At 42.3% G+C, this 18,820-nt stretch carries 16 protein-coding genes and 1 pseudogene; 3 read left to right on the top strand and 14 right to left on the bottom strand.

Going from position 1 to position 18,820, the window contains the following annotated elements; genetic code table 11:
• Positions 1-348: 348 nt before the first annotated feature.
• Positions 349-1,077 carry a PEP-CTERM sorting domain-containing protein gene (locus IQ246_RS07210; RefSeq protein ID WP_194001495.1) on the top strand — a complete coding sequence of 243 codons (729 nt, stop codon included), beginning with the start codon at positions 349-351 and terminating at the stop codon, positions 1,075-1,077.
• A 56-nt stretch (positions 1,078-1,133) separates the two neighbouring features.
• Here the strand turns inward: IQ246_RS07210 and IQ246_RS07205 are convergent, their stop codons facing one another.
• The 3 genes from IQ246_RS07205 to IQ246_RS07195 all read right to left on the bottom strand — a co-directional run bounded on the left by IQ246_RS07205 (position 1,134) and on the right by IQ246_RS07195 (position 3,465).
• The gene (locus tag IQ246_RS07205; protein WP_194001493.1) at positions 1,134-1,895 is read right to left on the bottom strand and encodes a class II aldolase/adducin family protein; all 762 of its coding nucleotides are present in this window, start codon (positions 1,893-1,895) and stop codon (positions 1,134-1,136) included.
• A gap of 115 nt (positions 1,896-2,010) precedes the next feature.
• Complete coding sequence (locus IQ246_RS07200; protein WP_194001491.1) at positions 2,011-2,154, bottom strand: hypothetical protein; 144 nt, start codon at positions 2,152-2,154, stop codon at positions 2,011-2,013.
• A gap of 207 nt (positions 2,155-2,361) precedes the next feature.
• Entirely contained in the window at positions 2,362-3,465 is a 1,104-nt protein-coding gene (locus tag IQ246_RS07195) for a response regulator (RefSeq protein WP_194001489.1), read from the bottom strand.
• Between the two features lie 439 nt (positions 3,466-3,904).
• On the opposite strand from IQ246_RS07195, the gene IQ246_RS07190 reads away from it, so the two are divergent.
• Complete coding sequence (locus IQ246_RS07190; protein WP_244141952.1) at positions 3,905-7,108, top strand: ATP-binding protein; 3,204 nt, start codon at positions 3,905-3,907, stop codon at positions 7,106-7,108.
• A gap of 20 nt (positions 7,109-7,128) precedes the next feature.
• Complete coding sequence (locus IQ246_RS07185) at positions 7,129-7,623, top strand: hypothetical protein (protein WP_194001485.1); 495 nt, start codon at positions 7,129-7,131, stop codon at positions 7,621-7,623.
• A gap of 113 nt (positions 7,624-7,736) precedes the next feature.
• Here the strand turns inward: IQ246_RS07185 and IQ246_RS07180 are convergent, their stop codons facing one another.
• From IQ246_RS07180 to pgmB, 11 genes and pseudogenes are all read right to left on the bottom strand, one after another.
• On the bottom strand, positions 7,737-8,174 hold the full coding sequence (locus IQ246_RS07180) for an Rrf2 family transcriptional regulator (RefSeq protein ID WP_194001483.1): 438 nt from the start codon (positions 8,172-8,174) through the stop codon (positions 7,737-7,739).
• A gap of 317 nt (positions 8,175-8,491) precedes the next feature.
• Positions 8,492-9,883 (bottom strand): two-component system sensor histidine kinase RppB, encoded by a 1,392-nt coding sequence (gene rppB, locus IQ246_RS07175; RefSeq protein ID WP_194001481.1) that lies wholly within the window; start codon positions 9,881-9,883, stop codon positions 8,492-8,494.
• The gene (gene rppA, locus IQ246_RS07170) at positions 9,864-10,574 is read right to left on the bottom strand and encodes a two-component system response regulator RppA (RefSeq protein ID WP_194001479.1); all 711 of its coding nucleotides are present in this window, start codon (positions 10,572-10,574) and stop codon (positions 9,864-9,866) included. Before rppA ends, rppB begins: the two co-directional genes overlap by 20 nt.
• Before the next feature lie 31 nt (positions 10,575-10,605).
• On the bottom strand, positions 10,606-11,091 hold the full coding sequence (locus tag IQ246_RS07165; protein WP_194001477.1) for a DUF2808 domain-containing protein: 486 nt from the start codon (positions 11,089-11,091) through the stop codon (positions 10,606-10,608).
• 486 nt (positions 11,092-11,577) lie between these two features.
• On the bottom strand, positions 11,578-12,093 hold the full coding sequence (locus tag IQ246_RS07160; RefSeq protein ID WP_194001475.1) for a hypothetical protein: 516 nt from the start codon (positions 12,091-12,093) through the stop codon (positions 11,578-11,580).
• A 16-nt stretch (positions 12,094-12,109) separates the two neighbouring features.
• Positions 12,110-15,226, bottom strand: a complete 3,117-nt coding sequence (locus IQ246_RS07155; RefSeq protein ID WP_194001473.1) for an efflux RND transporter permease subunit — start codon at positions 15,224-15,226, stop codon at positions 12,110-12,112.
• A 76-nt stretch (positions 15,227-15,302) separates the two neighbouring features.
• A complete protein-coding gene (locus IQ246_RS07150; RefSeq protein WP_194001471.1) occupies positions 15,303-16,985 on the bottom strand; it encodes an efflux RND transporter periplasmic adaptor subunit in 1,683 nt (560 codons plus the stop codon).
• 429 nt (positions 16,986-17,414) lie between these two features.
• A pseudogene (locus IQ246_RS29830) lies at positions 17,415-17,588 on the bottom strand (type II toxin-antitoxin system RelE/ParE family toxin); the annotation flags it as partial.
• A 125-nt stretch (positions 17,589-17,713) separates the two neighbouring features.
• Positions 17,714-17,845, bottom strand: a complete 132-nt coding sequence (locus IQ246_RS31210; protein WP_339379189.1) for a hypothetical protein — start codon at positions 17,843-17,845, stop codon at positions 17,714-17,716.
• The gene (locus IQ246_RS31205; RefSeq protein WP_339379188.1) at positions 17,846-17,971 is read right to left on the bottom strand and encodes a type II toxin-antitoxin system ParD family antitoxin; all 126 of its coding nucleotides are present in this window, start codon (positions 17,969-17,971) and stop codon (positions 17,846-17,848) included.
• 162 nt (positions 17,972-18,133) lie between these two features.
• Positions 18,134-18,820 (bottom strand): beta-phosphoglucomutase (gene pgmB, locus IQ246_RS07135; protein WP_194001469.1); only part of this gene is annotated, 687 nt, incomplete at its 5' end.

Below are 18,820 nucleotides of genomic sequence, written 5' to 3'. Positions count from 1 at the left end.
TGACAGAAGATATTGCAGCAACTGTAGAATTACCTTCCTAGCATCGAGACTATGGGATAAAAACATCTCTGCCAGAAAACTTAACAGTCTTTTGAACGTGCAGAAATACTGCATTATATTATATTCTTCATGCCTTTAGTTTTCTCTGCTCATTTCACCCTGAATAATACTCACAGCTGTTGCGATCGCCGGATGGGACATCCCAAAGCTGTTAATGAGCAATATTTCACTCGTTGAACAAAAGATTTTTACGCTTTATTACGTAAATATACGGTAAAAAGCTGTATGATAATTGCATCTAGCAGTTTGTATATTTAAATATCCAAATTCTACGCAAGGAAATAATTAATGCGAACAATTAAACTCGCTGCTGCGGTCAGCACAGCAATGATTATTTTTGGAACCGTAAGTGCTGCAAAAGCTTCATCGCTCGGTTTTGCATCGGACACTAGTTGGGGTGTCACTGATGCTGACGCAGTTTCCCAGGGAAATGCACAATACGTCTGTTTAAATTCGAGTTCTCCATTGAATTGCCCATTTGGTGCAACATCTTATTCCTATGTGGGAGATGGCTGGTCGGCGGATCTGTCGAGCATTGCAGGTGCTAATTGGATTTGGGCACCTGGTATTGATGGAACAACTCCGACGGCCAGTTTAGCTCAATACACGTTTTCTCAGGAATTAAATCTGCCCGGTTCGCCAATCTTGGGAAGTATCTCCATAGCAGCTGATGACTTTGCCGAAGTATTTGTAAATAATAATTTGGTTGGGTCTTGGGGTAGCATATCTGATGCTTCACAATCGACACAAGCGCAGTCATTTTTGAAAACATTCTCTATTACACCATTTTTGGTAACAGGCAAAAATATCATTCAGGTTGTTGCACAGAACGGCCCTGGCGTATTTGCTGGTATTCCGGGTGATACCAACTATGAACAAAATCCAGCTGGTGTTGTATTTGGAGGCTCAGTAACCTATGAACCTCCTACCTCTGTGCCGGAACCGACGACATACCCAGGAATATTTCTTGGCCTCGCTATCTTCTTAAAACTGAAATGGCACAAACGTAATTTGTGAGTATGTATAATCTATTGTTAGCAAATACTTAGCTATTGACTAACCTCATGTCAGCACTACTCAAGTAAATCGGGTTCTTCACGCACAATCCTGTCATAAAGTGGCTGAAAACTGAACCACCCGCCTGAAGGTGCTCCCACTTGGCTGTGTGTTAAACGGGCTGTTTCGTGTTTGATCACGCTGGGTCTACCTGCGGCTTCTGCTAGAAGTTGCGCTTGACACGATTGCTCTAAGCTAATGTACCACCAAGCAGCTTCGTCCACTGTGTATCCTACAGTCAGAATACCGTGGTTACGCAGAATTATTGCTTTGTTCTGGCTCAAAGCTTCAGCAATTTCCTTGCCTTCGCAGGTATCTAACACAACATCTGTACAGTCATGGAACAAGGCATGGTCTTCGTAAAAAGCACAAGAATCTTGTGTAAGAGGATCAAGCAGGCGACCCAAGCTAGACCAGGCTTTACCATAAATTGAATGAGCATGTGCTGCGGCGATAATATCGGGTCGAGCCTGATGAATCTGGGAATGGATGGCAAAGGCAGCTTGATTTACAAGAGGATCACCTTTGACAACTTCACCTTCTTTATTAACTAATAGTAGGTCAGACACACAGACATGCCCGAAGTACTTTCCTAACGGATTCACCCAAAAATGGTCTGTAAATTCCGGATCGCGAACTGTAATATGACCTGCTATCCCCTCACTAAATCCAAACCGACCAAACAGGCGAAAGGCAGCGGCTAGACGTTGTTTGCGGTGCAGGCGTTCTTCTTCAACTTGCTCAAAAACGGGGGGTTGCAGTCTATCGAATTTGAACATGTTCTTTTTCCTTCTCTCATTTGCAAGGTAGCGTTAGAATATCCAGAACGAAACGATTTAACGCTTTCGGATTCTCGGATGAATTGATGACATCAAATATAGCCAGTATCATTACCTAAGACATGGATCGATACAGATGCTCTATGGGAAGTGGTTTTGACGGCGTAAATATCACCATTTGGGGTAAGAGGCGATAAATATCAACTAGTTGCAGCTTAGGCGCAGCCCGTCGTTCACCCTGGTCTCGCAGAGAAGACATCGCACTTTGACTACTTTTAATTGTGCATGTCCTTGTGAAGAACCGTTATCTAGATGTACGAAAAATTGACATTAATAGATTTCTGGTAAAAAATTTTGTGATAAATTGGTGGGCTGACTAAATTATTAGAAGCAATTGAAAGCTTGGTTAGTTAAGCATCTGTCTGGATTTCATTTGACTCTCTACAGTATCAGGTTCCCCACTTCCTTAGCGCTCCCTGGGAAAGTTAGCGAGAATTCGACAACCAGCGCCTAGTTTACTGACAATTTGTAGCTGTCCGCCTACCGTAGCTGTTCGTTCTTGCATTCCTTGGAGTCCGTATCCTGCCACGGCTTGATCTGATTGAAAGCCTTGACCGTTGTCTTGGAGTATCAGCGATAAACCTGTAGCCGTTGTTTGAATTTTAATCTGAACGCTCGTGGCTTTGGCATGTTTATAAATGTTGGTTAGCCCTTCCTGGATAATCCGATACACTACATGATTCACCGAGTCGGAAAGCGGTTGTGATAAATCAATTTGGCACTCTGGTAAGATATCGGTGAGGTGATAGAATTCCTCTGCAAGGTTAGCGATCGCACCTCCGATTAATTGTCCGTGGAGTGGGTCGGAGCGAATGGCGGAAACTGATTCCCGCACTGCTTGCAGAGCTTCGGAACCCAGTTTTTTCGCCTCTACTAAAAACGATCGCGCTCGATTAGGATCAACTTGCCAAAGTGTGAGCACTGTTTCCATTTGGACATTCAGCGCTACAAGGGAATGTCCCAGCGAGTCGTGGATATCACGCGCAATCCGATTGCGTTCTTCTAGAGCCGCCATTTCCTCAATGCGTTGATTTAGTGCGCGTTCTTGCTCAAGCGATCGCCTTAGTTCTGCTTCTGTCTGCTGCAAGCGACGATTTTGCTCCTGGAGTTGGAGTTGTAAGCGGCAAAGTTTTAGTTGATGCTCGATGCGAGCCATAACCTCCTCAATCTGAAAAGGTTTGTTGATAAAATCAACGCCTCCAACTGAGAAAGCTTTTACTTTATCGAATACCTCATTCAAAGCGCTAATAAAAATGACCGGAATCTCCTGGGTTTGGGGATTAGACTTGAGGCGCTGACATACCTCATAACCGTTCATTCCGGGCATATTGATGTCCAGCAGAACTAAATCTGGTGGTTGAGCGTGTATACCGATCAACGCGATCGAACCATTGGTGACACTCCGAACTTCGTATCCTCGCTCGGTAAGCATTGCTGATAGGAGGCGGAGGTTATCTAGAGTGTCGTCAACAATGATAATATCTCCCTTGGCTGATTGGTTAAATTCCATACTTCTCAAGGAGCTAATCAAAGGGCTAAGAGAATTTTCAAAATAACTAATTTACATTTATTAATGTGGATACTTTTATTTCTGTCTCCCTTCTTAAAATAATTTTTGAGCAGCAATTAGCAAGCAAATAACAACATCAAAAAACATGGATTTTTCCTCTATTAATAACCTTTACGGCGATTAAAAAATTAAGTTCTTACATTATTTTATGATGTTTTCTTACTTGATTATTATCCATGAGGATAATTTTATTTCAGATTGATCATTTTATATATTATGCTAATAAGCTTCACTAAAATTGGAAAGCTTCTAGGTTAGCATTAGCACCCTAGCATTGCTGTTTAATTTAAGGACTTCGGACATGCGTCCTCTCACCCATCAGGTTTTAAAGCTTGCTAAAAGTATGTCGTTGCTTCACATTCTTGTGGTGCCGTTCATAATGCAAATTTCTCTAGCCGTGGGGTTAACTGGCTGGCTATCAATTCACAATGGACAACGAGCAGTCAATGAGGTAGCAATTCAACTCCGAAGTGAAATCACGAGCCGAATTCAGCAGTACCTTCAAACCTATGTTGAAACGCCTCATAAAATCAATCAATTGAATGCTAATGCGATCCGGCTGGGTGAAGTTAATGTCCAAGATTTATCAGCATTAGAACGACACCTTTGGTATCAACTTGAAACATTTGATACGGTGACAGCAGTTTACGTTGGGTCAGAATATCGAGAACATGTTGCGGTAGAAAGAGCAGATGATGGTCGCTTTCAAGTGAAAGTTTCCACGGAGTCGATGGGGCATGATATACGGATTTATGCCGCAGACCGGCCAGGACATTACACTAAACTCTTAAGATCCAAGCCCAATTACGATCCCCGGACTCGTCCTTGGTATCAATCAGCAGTCAAGTCCAAAACAGCGAACTGGGGTGGAATTTATAAATTGTTTGCCACGCCCAAATATGTGTTGAATGCCAGCTTGCCGATTTATGACGATCGCGGTACTCTGCTAGGCGTTGCGGCCGTAGATTTTTCACTCACTGGGATTAGTCAATTTTTGCAGAGTCTGAAAATAGGGCGATCGGGCGAAACGTTCATTCTTGAACGCCGTACGGGATTGCTAGTTGGCAGTTCCGCTACGCAACAACCTTACATGATTGAAAATCCGACAGCGCCTATTACAGCGCAGAATCCCATCCGAGTCAAGGCGACAGCCAGCAATGATACTTTGACGCAACGCACCGCCAAATATTTGCTGCAACGCTTCGGCAACTTAACCCAGATTACTAAAAAACAACAACTGGAATTTGATATTAAAGGTCAACGGCAATTTTTGCAGGTTGTGCCAATGAAGAATGATCAGGGGTTGGACTGGCTGATCATCGTCGTCGTCCCCGAACGGGATTTTATGGATCAAATCAATGCGAATACTCGCACAACAATTGTGCTTTGTCTGGCGGCGTTTGGACTGGCAACTGGATTGGGCATTTTGACAGCTCGCTGGATTACGCAGCCAATTCTACGATTGGGGAGCGCAGCAAAAGCGATCGCAGTAGGAAACTTAGACCAAAGAGTTTCTGTAAACAGTACAACCGAGCTAAACTCTTTGGCCCAGTCTTTTAACCAAATGGCGCAACAATTGCGTGAATCCTTTTTAGCCCTAGCACGAACCAACGAGGAATTAGAAAGCCGAGTCACGCAACGCACCACAGAACTTGGCGAGAAAAATGCCCAACTTCAGCGGGAAATTCGTGTTAGCGAAGCTGCCCGAAGGGGTCGTCAAAAAGTCGAAGCAGCACTAAAAACATCCGAAGCAGAACTCCGGTTAATGTTTGCAGCCATGACCGACATGGTAGTGGTTTTTGATGCCGAGGGTCGTTATCTAAAATATGTGCAAACGAAGTATGTGCAAACGCAATCCTTTGCTTACAAACCTGATATAGATCGCATTAACAAAACAGTTCATGAAGTTTTACCTGAAGCGGTTGCAAATTTGATATTCGATGCCATTCAGCAAGCGTTGCATCTGAGGGAGGAACCCAGAAACCCTGATGGAACTCGCAAGAATGTTTTTGTTGAATACCACTTATCGATTAAGAATCGAGAAACTTGGTTTTTAGCTAGTGTCTCGCCGTTGTCTGACCGGACAGTGCTTTGGGTGGCTCGTGATATCACCAAGCTCAAAAAAACCGAAGCTGCGCTGAAGAAAGCTAAAGAAACCGCAGATGCTGCCAACCTTGCCAAAAGCCAGTTTCTCTCTAACATGAGCCATGAACTGCGGACTCCTCTTAACATCATCCTCGGCTTTACCCAATTGATGCTGCGGAATAGAACGCTCAATTCCCAGCAGCAAGAATACTTGGATACCATCAATCGCAGTGGCGAAGACCTGCTGACCTTAATCAATGATGTATTAGAAATGTCCAAAATTGAAGCGGGTCGAATCACCCTCAACGAAACAAATTTTGATCTCTACGGACTTCTCGATCGACTCCAACAGATGTTTGCTCTCAAAGCCCGCTCAAGAGGGTTAGAACTAATTTTTGAGCGATCGCACACAATTCCGCAATATATTTGTGCCGATGAGAGTAAATTACGCCAGGTTCTGGTTAATCTGCTAGGAAACGCAATTAAGTTTACCCAGGTGGGTGGAGTGACACTGCGGGTGGAAGCTCTTAGCCAAACTATTACGCCCGATCATCCCATTACCCTTTGCTTCAGCGTCGAAGATACAGGTTGCGGCATTGCTGACTCGGACTTTAATCGCCTATTTGAGCCATTTGTGCAAACGGAGGCGGGGCAAAAAGCCCAGGAAGGTACTGGACTCGGATTACCCATCAGCCAGCGATTTGTCCGCCTGATGGGTGGAGATATAACGGTGAATAGCACATTAGGAAATGGCTCGATTTTTACATTTAATATCCAAACTCGTGCAGTGATTTTAGATACCTTGCCAACATCTGCACTGAGTCGGCAAGTGATTGGTTTAGAAAAGGGACAACCCACTTATCGCATTTTGATTGTCGAGGATAAATTAGAAAATCGGCAGCTTCTGGTTGAGTTGTTGACTCCCATTGGCTTTGAGGTGCGGGAGGCGGTCAACGGTCAAGAAGCGATCGCCCTTTGGCAAAGCTGGTCGCCTAACTTGATCTGGATGGATCTCCGAATGCCAATTATGAACGGATTTGAGGCAACCCAACAAATCAAAGCCGTAGGCTCTCAAGCCCCGGTGATCATCGCGTTAACCGGAAGCGCATTTGAGGAAGACCGTCTTACAGCCCTGTCTGTGGGCTTTGATGACTTTGTGCGTAAGCCGTTTCGGACGACTGTGATTTTTGAAAAAATGGCTGAATACTTGGGCGTTCGCTATGTTTATGCCGACGCGGACAATCAGGAAGATAGTAAAGGAGCATCTTGGCTTGCTAATGGTTCATCCTTGACGCCTGTGCTAACGGTTGCAGACTTGGGCGTAATGCCAAGCAACTGGATCAACCAACTGCATCAGGCGGCGCTGCGAATTAATGCCAGGGAAATTATTATGCTAATTGAGCAAATCCCTGAGCCGCACGATCGCCTCATCAAGGCGCTGAGTGATCTCGTTGACCACTTCTGTTTTGAAGAAATTATCGCATTAACCCAAATGTAAAAGGGATTGGGCATTGGGCATTGGGCATTGGGCATTGGGCATTGGGCATTGGGCATTATAAATCTGGAATATTAGGTGTCTGTACTTCTGCCATAGTTATCCATGAAAAGCAGGATGAACTGTATTGTTTGTTGAATTCAAATTTAAATTTATCTTCTATTTTTGCTGAAAATATAATTGTTGAGGAAAATGGAGATATTTCCGGAGATTATGCAATCATCTTGAACAAAAAAGATGAAAGTACTGAAAGCTCGTTTTATAGATACAAGAGTGAAATTGAAGAGTTATTTAAAGGAATGGTATCTAACTCATTTATGAAATCTCTAGATTACAAAATTTGCATAATACATCAAGATGATTTATGTAGGAAATTATTAGATTCTAATGAATTATTAATAGGTGCATTACAGTTGCTAGATAATTCTTATATAGTTTGTCTAGTAAACCGCCAAGCTGTTGTTAATAACAACTTTTTTAAAGAGAGACGCACCTTACTACAGATAGCGTGTAAATAAGCCATTAAATAGTCAACTTTTAACCTTGCACCAGGGTGTTAGGGTTTAGTTTCTCAGTTGTCACTTCACCTAAGTCCCCAGTACCCAGTACCCAGTACCCAGTACCCAGTACTTTAAATGTAATACATCAATTCTTTGTGTTTTCGGATTGCCCGTCGTTCACAAAGGTCTTGGAGTGTATATTTTTGCAACACGGCATTAGCAGCTTGACGGGCTTCTTGCCAAACTTCTTGAATCACTTCGCTTTCTACTGTGTTGACATTTGGCTCACAAGTAGAAACAGGAACGTCTGCTCCTTCCATGCAGTTAAAAGCATCCAAGACTGTAATTGTCCGCGGATCTCGTGCCAGGACGTAGCCACCTTTGGCTCCGCGTATACTCTTAATCAAGCCTTGACGCCTTAATGTTGCTAGAAGTTGTTCTAAATAGCGGTTCGGGATATCTTGTAATACCGCTATTTCTCGAATTTGTAGGGATTCACCGCTAGCGTAGCAGGTTGCCAACTCCAACAGGGCTAGAAGTGCATATTCTGATTTGTTAGAGATTACCACGGGCGTAACATTTTAAATTCACACCTAAAGCTATGAGTTCACTACTTCAGTTTTCTTCAGCTACTGCCAAAGGAAATAGAACAGTTAAGTTTTTGCTAATTAGCTGGTACTAGTGTAAGGACTTTTAGCAATCGAAGCAAATATTTTTTTTAATTTTTATCTCACCCAGAGGCGTAATGGTAGCGGTGAACGAGGGTTGCAACGAGCGTCATGTTTGGTAAATAGCGATCGCATAGGCAAAAATCCTCAAGCCTCATGATTGTATTCTACCATCAAGAAGTTTCGCTTGGTTTAGCCCGGATTCAGACTTAGGGTGGCTAGGTTGAGTAACTGCTGTTAATTTTAGGTCTAACTGTCAAAGACAATCTCACGATGAAGGTGCTACCTTTACCAAGTTGGCTTTGGATGTGGAGGCTACCGCCGTGAGTTTGAACAATTGCAGTCGCGATCGCCAGTCCCAATCCAGATCCACCTGTCTGACGTGAGCGATCGCTATTCACGCGATAAAAACGGCCAAAAATCCGCTTTTGTTCATGGGGCGAAACTCCAATACCCGTATCTTTCACTTCAATTAGAGCATGATTGTTGTTGCGTTTAAGGATGACAGTTACATAACCGCCTGCTGGGGTGTATTGAATGGCATTGGCAATTAAATTATAAAATAGACGTAGAAGCTGGTCTTCGTCTCCTATGACATAAAGCAGCTGCTGGCATAGCACTGAAGATGTCAGTGTCAAATCAGCTGCACTGGCTAATGCTGAGAACTCTTCTATCAGGTCATTAATTAAAACGTTGAGACAGCAAGGTAGCCATTGTGTAGCCTGCATTTGCTGATCCAATCGGGAAAGCAGCAGTAGATCCTGAACTAGTTCAGCAAGGCGATAGTTCTGACGCTTAATAGATGCCAAGGTATCTCGCGCTTCTTGCTCAGGTAGATGCTCCACATCGAGTACAGTTTCAACAGTTGCATTAATCGCCGCCAAAGGAGTACGCAACTCATGGGAAGCATCAGATGTAAACTGTTGCATTTGTTTGTAAGATTGGTTAATCGGTTGGATTGCCAATCCCGCCAGCCACCAACTAGAACCACCAACTAGAAGTACAGTAATCGGTAATCCTAGCCCTAGAATGAACTTCAAAGCTGTGAGACGACTATCAAGATCCTTGAGACTTCGCCCCACCTGTATAGAACCCCAAATCTGATTGTTTCGAGTGTGGAGCAGCAAAGATTTTTGACTATAGCGATGGCCATCAGGAGCTTTAACAGTTTGCCATACTTCTGGTCGCACAGTCGGGGGTAATTCATGAGGCTGCAAACCAGACACTGCAATTAAGCGTCTGGAATTGTCTATAAAACGGATGTAATATTGCTGATCTTTGTAGACAATACTAAAAATGCCATGTTCCGCATGATTGTTTTGGCTGTGATTAAAGATTTTTGGGGTGGGACAGCCGGACTCGATTAAACAAATATTCGGTAAAACCTGCTGTAAAACTGGCTCTGCGCGACCAGGCTGTTTGAGAGTCGGTTCAATCACATTATGCAGCGTGCCTGTCACAGATTCAAGTTCTCGGTTGATGGAAACCAAGTAAGCGTCAATGATTACCTTATAAACAGCTAAACCACATAAGGTCAGAATTAGACCCATAACCATCGCATACCAGAGAGCTAGTTGTCGGCGAGTTTTACTAAATAGTCGAATCTGCATTGCTTGGATGGAAACGATAGCCCATACTGGGGACAGTTTCGATTAAACCATCACAACCATGCTCCGACAATTTGCGTCGCAATAGTCTGATTTGAGCTGCCACCACATTACTAACACGCTCTGCATTGAGGGTATAAAGATGACTCAAAAGTTGCTCACGAGTAACAATCTGGTTAGGACGTTTCATGAAGTATTCCAGCAGATGAAATTCCTTCTTTGTTAAATAGATCGCGTGGCCATCACCATTAAGTTGCTGACGGAAAACTGTACAACTACCATAGTCTAACATCAGATTACCAACTCGAAGTTGTGGCGGCTGAAACTGGGGCGATCGCCTTTGCAATGCTCGTAGTCGCGCCAGCAGTTCTGCCATGCCAAACGGCTTAACCAAGTAGTCATCTGCACCCGCATCTAGCCCAGCCACCTTATCTGCCATGCTGTCTCTAGCTGTTAATAGTAATACAGGTAAAGACTTACCCCGAACCCGTAACCTACGCAGCAATTCTAAACCCGATATCCCTGGAAGTAACCAATCAAAAATTGCTAGTGTATACTCCGCCTCATCGTATTCTAAATATCTCCAGGCTTCAGTCCCATCCAAAACCCAGTCAACAATATATCTTTCTTTACTCAATTTTAGCTTAATTGATGACCCTAAATCTGGCTCATCTTCAACTAACAGAACTTTCATAAAAAGCAGCTATACCCTTGAAATTGGTGCATTAATAAACACGAAGTCGAACTATACCAATGGGTATTTCCGTATTAATGTCAATAAACTTACCAAAAAATTTGTATAGTTTATTACCATTAGTTACCGATGATTTTTTGACATTTTTCATCTCAATAGTGAGCATCGTTCCAGGAGCAATAGGTTCGGGAAATCCTAATATAACTTTCTTGCCATTGATGGATACATCTACAGTGATTTTTTTATCGGATTGGTCAAATATATTAATGTCATTGCTGACAGTTAAATTAGATGGAATGTCGATAATTAATTGCGAAAGAGCTTTGCTTTGTTGAGGAATTTCTATCTGGAATGTATGTCTAATATTTTTCCAGTGGCGAATACCTTGAGGAAATTCTTCAAAGCTAACAACACGAGGAAAGTTACCAGCTTGTTTTATAGTATTTGCGTAAGTAACAGGTACTGAAGCTGACAGTGCTAAAGATATAACAGCTGCATAAATTAGTGTGATTTTCATCTCACTCCTCTCAATAATCAACTAGGACAATCAACCAAACATCAGAATCATTTTCGGCAAATGATGCTTTGATTCCATCAGTTTGACAGAAGGAGATGAAATTAGGATGAAATTTGATGCTGTTACAGTAGATTTTTACAAAGTTCAGAAATAATTATATCTATTTCGATTTTTAGTTTCTTTTCATAATTTCCTAATAATTTTACTATGAAAATACAGTTCAAACTAGGAATTTACATAGATTTTTAGGTAATCTTTTTAATAAAAATTCCTAAGAGTGATATTACCGTTATTACTCTTGACCAACTTTAGCTAAAGTAGGGTGTGTTACATCTTTAGCCTAAGCATCATGTTATGCAGCAATACAATGAAGATAAAATATTTCGCACGACCGATAAACTGTGTAGAAACGTTGCATTGCAACGTTTCTACATATATAAAATCCATTGTTAAATGACCTCCAATAACAGCAACACCAGATGTGTTTTATTCTTGAGCGGCTCTATTAAAGCTAAAACGACCGTTTAGTTTTTCGCCATTAACATCAGTTTGGATGACAACTTTATATTCTCCTGTAGCTGTTTCAGGGAGCAAAGCCGCATATTGATCCTCCTCAGACTTATAAGGAATTTCTAGAGTTTTTTTAGTACCATCGGGTAACTGAATTTGAGCGGTAAGTTTGGCATCAGTAATTTCCTTATCTTGTTCGCCATGCAGAGCCACATCTAAATGAGTGCCATCTTTTTCTATATCTGGTTTAAACTCTAAATGATATTTTCCCAAATTAACAACTTGACCACTATGCCCTTGGTTATGAGAATGTTTTTTATCAGCAGGGTTTCCGTTTAATTTCTCAGAACTTTGATCAGTTTTAGCAACATTGTTTACACTTGGCTTTGCTAGATTTTGACTGTTGTTTTCTTCTTCCTTGTTGGCACAGCCGCTAAATAAAATCAGGATAGTTCCACTTAAAGTAATCAAAACTAATTTCAATGAATTCATGATTTTGCTCCTGGTTTTAAACTCTTGTTTCCACAACGTTCTTTGGCATTGCGTTTGAGATATTTTTTGGTATTACAAACCTACTAAATAGGGAATATAAGGCTGGTAAAACTATCAAAGTTAATGCCGTAGAAGTGAACAATCCGCCTAACACTACAACTGCTAATGGCTGCAAAATCTCCTTCCCAGGGCCAATGCCAATTACTAAGGGAGCCATACCCAAAGCTGATGTCAAAGCAGTCATCAAAATAGCACCAAGACGTTCTTGAGAACCTAATACCAGTACTTCATGCAAAGGCATTCCTGTAGCTATTTTAGAATTGTAGTTTTCTACTAACAGCAGTCCGTTTCGCACAGCTACTCCAAACAAAGTGATGAAGCCCACAAGGGAAGCTACAGAAACAACACCACCTACTAAAGCAATCGAAAAGATTCCCCCCACCAATGCTAGAGGTAAGTTAACCATAATCATTAGCATGGAAGGAATTGATTTAACAGCAAAGTACATTAACACGGCAATTACAACAAGAGCTAAGGTACTGAACAGCGTTAAATTTTGACTTGCTCTTTCTTCCGATTCAAATTGACCGCCATACTCGATAAAGTATCCAGAGGGAATCTGTACCTGTTGTTTAATCTTCGCCCGAATATCAGTAATCACAGATTTTAAGTCACGTCCAGTTGCATTTGCAGAGACTATAATTCGTCGAGAAACATTCTCACGATTAATTGTATTTGGCCCTGAGCCGTATTCAATTTTGGCAACTTGAGCTAAGGGAATTTTTTGTTTGCTAGGAGTATCTATCAGTAAATTACTGATGGTGTCTATATCAGCGCGATCGCTTGCTTTTAACCAAACCAAAAGGTCAAATACTTGTTGTTTTTCTAGGACTTGAGACACAACTCGACCATTCAAAGCTGTTTCGATAGTTTCTGATATTTCTCCTACTGATAGTCCATAACGAGCTGCCGCTTCTCGGTCAAACTTAATTTGTAGTTGTTTTATCGGTACTTGGGGTTCTGTTTGCAAATCTACGACTCCCGCAACGCTACTGATCGTTGTCTGAATTTGACTGGCGAGAGTGCGTAATTCATCTAAATCGGGGCCAAAGATTTTGACAGCGATCGCACTCCTTACCCCCGATAAAACTTCATCCATGCGGTGAGAAATAAAACCGCCGACATTCGCAGCCACACCCGGTAATTTAGCAAACTCTTCTCGCAACCACTCAAGGGTTTTTTCCCGTTCTTTCATTCCTTCTGGACTGATTTCCACATCTATGTGTGCAAAGTCAACACTTAAAATATCGGAATCTCCCGGTGTCATCCCGGCGCGTACCTGAACCGAATCCAGCCTTTTGTCACCTTTCAGCGCATCTTGAATTGCTAAACCGGCTTGTGTAGTAGTATCTAGAGATACCCCTGGTACAAGATTCGCCGCAATAATTAATGACCTTTCTTGAAACTCAGGTAAGAAAATTCGTCCCAAGCTGGGAAAAACAATTAGAGAAGTCACCAAAGAAGCGATCGCAGCTACTAAAACAATTTGAGGACGGCGGATAGAAAACTGCAAAATTGGTTGGTATAGTCGTTTACTTAGACGAGCAACAAATGGTTCTTCTGGCGGTAATGGACAATTAACCAGTAATAAGGCACATAACGCTGGAGTTACAGTAAAAGCAACCACGGTAGAGGCGAAAACTGTTAGCAGATAAGCCAAACCCATAGGTGTAAAAATGCGACCTTCCACACCTGTAAGTGTAAAAATAGGTGCAAACACTACCGCAATAATTATTGAAGAAAACAGCACACTAGCTCGCACTTCGTTGGAGGCTTCCAGGATGATCTTCATCTGTGGTACAGGGTCGCCAGCCAGGCGGTTTTCTCGCAAGCAACGGTAGACATTTTCTACGTCTACAATTGCATCATCTACCGCCGAACCAATGGCAACTGCCAACCCTCCCAAAGTCATGGTATTTATACCCTCTCCCAACCAATCTAGGAATAAAAGACCCATCAGTAGAGATAAGGGAAGCGCACTCAGGCTAATAATAATTGTGCGCCAATTCATCAAAAACAAAATCAAAATTACACCAACGATAATGCCTCCATCGCGCAGAGATTCTTCGACGTTTTTGACGGATGACTCAATAAAATCTTCCTGGCGGAAAGTAACTGCAAATTTTACATCCTTGGGTAAACTAGGCTTAATTTCCTCTATTGCTGCTTCTATTTTGCGGGTGACTGTTGGAGTGTCCGCTAGTGGTTGTTTGTTAACTAAAACAATCACAGCTTTCTGTCCGTTAAAACTGGCATCACCTCGCTTAAATGCTGCACCTATTTGTACATCAGCAACATTTTCTAGCAGAACTGGCGTACCATTACGTTGGGTAATTACTGATTTTTTCAGTTGTTCAATTGATTCGATGCGCCCAACACCACGAATTAAGATTTCCTGATTTGATTTAATCAGAAATCCACCAGGAGCGTTGACATTAGCACCAGCAGATGCCTGTGAAACTTGCTGCAAAGATACATCAAAAGCTTTTAGCTTGGCTGGATCGACTAGCACCTGATACTCGCGGATATCTCCACCTAATACAAAGACTTGGCTGACTCCAGGCACAGCTAAAAGACGATTAGTAACTTGCCAATCGATGATCCGTCGCACCTCCATTAGAGGAGTTGTTTGTGCGGTGAAGGCGTAACTAATTGTTGCTCCTAAAGGTGAACTAATCGGGGTAATCTCTGGGGGAGCTATACCATTTGGCAAACTACCAGCAGCTTGCTGCACTCTTTCTGTTACCAGTTGCCTAGCTTTATAAATATCAGTTCCCCAATCAAAGACAACTTTGACCGAAGAAAGCCCAACGGCTGAGGCGGAACGAACTGTGGTGACTCCTGGGGTACCATTAATAGCACTTTCAATGCGGAGTGTAATTAGCGCCTCGACTTCTTCGGGAGCCAATCCAGGGGCTTCTGTCTGAATTTCGACTTGGGGAGGAGCAAAGCTAGGAAAGACATCTAGGGGCATTTGCTTTATGGTTTGCACTGCCCAAATGCTGATAATAATCGAGCTGATGACAACTAGCCAACGTTGAGCAATTGACCATTTAAGAATAGTATTTAGCATTTACTAATTTGGGATTTTAAATTGTGGATTGATTACTCCTGTCTCCCCAGAAGAATACTTATTTTTTGGTGTTAAGTTAATTTTTGTGAGAATTATCTTCGTGAACTTCAATAGAATCCGATTTTTTAAATTCTGATTCCAGAAGATGATTGTTGTGATTTAATGATGAATGATCTGATTTATGGTCATAGATAAAACCTTCAATTGCTGGCACTAAATTTCTTTGGGTGCGACGACCAGCCCAATAAGCTGCTGCTGCGATCGCTAATACTCCAGATGCTCCTAAACCCAATAACAAAGGTAATGACATTCCGTTAGGCAAAGAAATGCTATTATTTACTTGATCCTCATCAGTATGTTCATCTAAGAGAGCTTTGTTTGGGGTACGCAGAGATTGACCGTAAACGAGAACAGCATTGTTAGTAACTATGCGATCGCCATCAAACAGACCATTTTCTACCTCCACCATATCCCCAGAAGTTTTACCTAGCGTTACTTCCACCGCTTCATAACCATCGCCATTTTGTACGAAAACTATATTTTTACCATTGGCTTCCACCACCGCATCACTAGGAATTGCCAAAAGAGATTTTGTGGTTTGGTCTGTTAGCACCTCCAGTTGGGCAAACATCCCTGGTTTTAATTGACTGCTAGAGTTATCAACTTCTGCTTTCACAGGGACAACTCGCGTTTCTCCTTGTACCACCGATCCAATCACGGCAATTTTTCCGGTAAAAGTACGATTAGTGCCAGTAGCTTTTACTCGTACTTGCTGATTTTGGCGCACCAAATTCAGATCTTTTTCATAAATATTCGCTGTGGCAAAAACGCGCCTGTCATTAACAATCGTCATCAGCTTCCCACCTGCGTCCTGAAATGTTTGACCGAGAGTAACTTCGCGGTTGGCAATCCTGCCAGAAATAGGAGCCGTCATTGTCACCAGTCCTTTAGCATTCGCTCTTGTCCCAAGTTGTTGCAAGCGAGTTTCATAGGTGGTATTGCTAAGTTGCAGGCGGGACTGAGCTACCTGGACAGATGACTGAGCGCGTTTAAGTTGAGCTTCCGCTTGGATAACATCGCGGCGGCTGGCTGCTGTAGTCAATTGAGCTTTGGCCTGAGCTAGCTGAGTTTCGGACTCTAAAGCATTGCGACGTGCAAGAGCGCCTGCATCAGCTAACTGCTGATCTTTGCTATACTTTTCCTGAGCATAAGCTACCTGACTTTGTGCTTGTGCAATCTCTGCGGCAGCTATTTGTGAGTATCGTTGATAGTTTTGTTGAGCTAGTTTTAAGTCGGCTTGAGCTTGCTGTAAATCTCCTTGAGCCTCTGCCCGTTTTTCCTGGGAGTTAACGCGTAGTTCTACCAAATCGGGGCTGGATAACACAGCAACGGGTTGACCTGCTTTCACAAATACTCCAGGTTCTACGAGCAACTCAACAACTTTCGCCCCTGAAATTGGCGTAGTTACCTCTACTTGTTTACTCGGCAAGTTTTCAATCTGTCCGGTAGTTTTAATGCTGATAGCCAGTCGCTGTCTGGTAACAGGCTCGACTTTTATGTTTAGCCTTTGTGCAGTTTTGGCATCAATCTGAACTTTACCAGCAGCTTGACCAGCTTCGGTATTAAAGGCTGGCTCACCGTGACTATGCCCACCGCCAGCTAGAACTGGTACGCTCATCGTTACTAGAATCAGGCTCAGGAATCCTCCAGAAACACAACGGAGCATCATAAATGCTTGGGAACGTTCAGGGCTATGCATTATCAGGAATTTCCTTGAGTACGGAGCAACTAAAGTAACGGCTATTAGCTGGCATTTTCATTCTCTTAAAATCACCAGCTATGAAGGAAAGACAGCAAGTTTTTCATATTCATAGGACTGCCTTCATAATTAGTTTGTCATATCAAAATGAAATTACTGTGAAATTTTTGGCGTTTATTCCAAAAATCTGCCAAATCTGTATGCCATTCGCAGTGTAAATCGATGAAAAACAGTTTCAGCCGGGTGTAGTCGTATTCCGTTACACGCCACCCCATTTAACAATACTTTTTTTTATAAATAGTTATTTTTGAAATTTGAGGCAGTTCCTCATTTTTAGTACTAAAGTAAGTATTTTAATTCCTTGTAAGAGTGCAATTCACATCAGATCTCAAATAAAAATCAATCAATATTCACTGGCTACAGGTTTTATTATTCATCTGCATCTGCAAACAAAGATTCTAAATCTCGATCACCACTAGCAACACGAGTAACACTAATTCCGTCTTCTAGAGGATAGTAAAATATAACGTAATCATCCACAACAAAACCGCGCAGATTCGGTACAAGCCTTCCATAACTTTTCCCCATCTTGGGAAAACTAGCTACTAATTTACACTTTTAGCGAATGTCATCAAAAAGCTTACTAGCTGCTTTTGGGTTACTCCGAGCAATATATTCACAAATTTCATCTAAATCTTGAACTGCTCCATCTGAAAATGAATAATTGCTCATCCAGATGACTCCTCAGCAATTTGACGAATTTTTTCCTGGAATCTGGCAAATACAACTTCGCCATCAGTTACTTGTCCCTTAGCAATTTGTTCAGTTCCCACAGCAATTTTTTGCCGTAATTCTTCCATTCACTGTTCTCTTTCCTGTAGCAGTTTAAAGGCTTCATTGATGACATCATCTGCATTAGCAAATCTACCACTTGCCAGCTGTGCCTGAATAAATTGCTCTAGTTCTGGTTTAATTTGGATGTACATATTTTCTAACTCTATATAATTAATACTCTTATCTTTGTTTTAGCAACATTGCCACATCAAGAGCAATTTTTGCTTCGCCCTCGCGGTGGGATAGGTAACAGAACAAGATAATTTTCACAAATGATTTAGCACTGCTACAGATTAGTTCTTATAATGCGATTGTTATTTTTTTTGTGTAGCAATACTATTCAATTTAGCTTTCAGGTCTGTCCATTTGATGCCTGCTAGGCTAGGCAGAACAATATGAGCTGAGCCAACTCGTTCAGTTGGGCCGAGTCCTACCGTCAACATACCTGCGGCTAAAGCAGCCTCAACCCCTGCTGTTGCATCTTCTACGACTACACATTGCGCTGGTGCGAGTCCTAGCAAGTTGGCAGCGTGTAGAAATAGATCGGGTGCTGGCTTAGGTTTCTGTACACTATAACCGTCAGCGATCGCATCTATTTTGTCGGCAATGCCTAATCGCTCTACTACTGTGTGAGCATTTTTACTAGCTGAGCCAATAGCTATCTTAATACCAGCTTGCCGCAGTTCATTCAAAAGTTCAATCGCTCCTAGTGACAAATCTCTAGACGTCATATTTTGGATTAAGTCCACATAATAGCGGTTCTTGCGCTCCATCATCTCTTCAAGTTGTGCTTCGGAATATGGTCTATCTCCAACTATCAGCATGAGGGAAGCATGACGGGATATACCTCGCAGTGCTTCATTAGCCTGCCGATTAAAAGGTATACCTTCTTGATCTGCTAGTCTCTGCCAAGCTAGGTAGTGGAATTCTGCCGTATCTGTGAGCACACCATCTAAATCGAAGATGAATCCCTGGATGTCGGGGGAGGGGGACGGGAGGGG

It is taken from the genome of aff. Roholtiella sp. LEGE 12411 (assembly GCF_015206995.1).
Taxonomy (GTDB): domain Bacteria; phylum Cyanobacteriota; class Cyanobacteriia; order Cyanobacteriales; family Nostocaceae; genus Komarekiella.
Note: the sequence above shows the minus strand (reverse complement) of the source record. Positions and strands in the feature narration are given on the sequence as shown.